Source organism: Nocardia sp. CWNU-33, from assembly GCF_046764895.1.
Lineage (GTDB): Bacteria > Actinomycetota > Actinomycetes > Mycobacteriales > Mycobacteriaceae > Nocardia.
In genome coordinates, this window is sequence record NZ_JBKOQN010000132.1 from 1 (window position 1) to 628 (window position 628).

At 62.3% G+C, this 628-nt stretch carries 2 protein-coding genes; both read left to right on the plus strand.

The annotated features are described in order from the left end of the window. A partial coding sequence (locus tag ACLMAL_RS39715) for an ABC transporter permease (protein WP_412003786.1) occupies positions 1 to 262 on the plus strand: 262 nt, incomplete at its 5' end. A 65-nt stretch (positions 263 to 327) separates the two neighbouring features. Beyond that, positions 328 to 516: a hypothetical protein gene (locus tag ACLMAL_RS39720; RefSeq protein WP_412003787.1), complete on the plus strand. Its 189-nt coding sequence runs from the start codon at positions 328 to 330 to the stop codon at positions 514 to 516. Positions 517 to 628 lie beyond the last annotated feature (112 nt).

Genomic DNA, 628 nt, shown 5'->3' on the forward strand with positions numbered 1-628 from the left:
GGATGGCGCGAGCGGATTCTCCTACCCGCTGATCTTCCTGCCGTTCATCAGCTCGGCATTCGTACCCACCGACTCCATGCCCGGCCCGGTGCGCGCCTTCGCCGAACACCAGCCGACGACCGCCATCGTCAACGCCATCCGCGACCTGTTCGCACAGGAGCCGGTCGGCACCGATATCTGGATCGCGCTGGGCTGGTGTGTCGGCATCCTCATCGTCGCCTACACCTTCGCCATGGCCACTTACCGCCGCAAGATCTCCTAACAGCACTCGCCGTCGAGAACAGCACCGTGAGCGCGCAGGTCGACATGGACAAATAGGAAATACCGATGACCAAGCACTTAGTCGGCGATGCAGCCTTCCTACTGGAACGATCCCTGCGCCACATCAGGTGCAACGTGGACACGATCGTCACGACCACGATCACGCCGATCGCCTTCTGCTCGAAATCTGTTGTGTCGCAGATGCTCACACGCTCCACCCGCCCGGCGCAACTACCCGTGGATCTGGATCGATAGCTGTACCGCCGGACCGGCTGGAAGATGCTCGCGGACTACCCCGGCCGGCTGATCAACTTCGACCTCCTTTCGACGGGAGGGCGGTCTCCTGACAACTGCACACGCCTCACCT

Coding starts and splice junctions, on each gene's coding strand:
- ACLMAL_RS39720 (WP_412003787.1), top strand. CDS start 328: ATGACCAAGCACTTAGTCGGCGATGCAGCCTTCCTACTGGAACGATCC.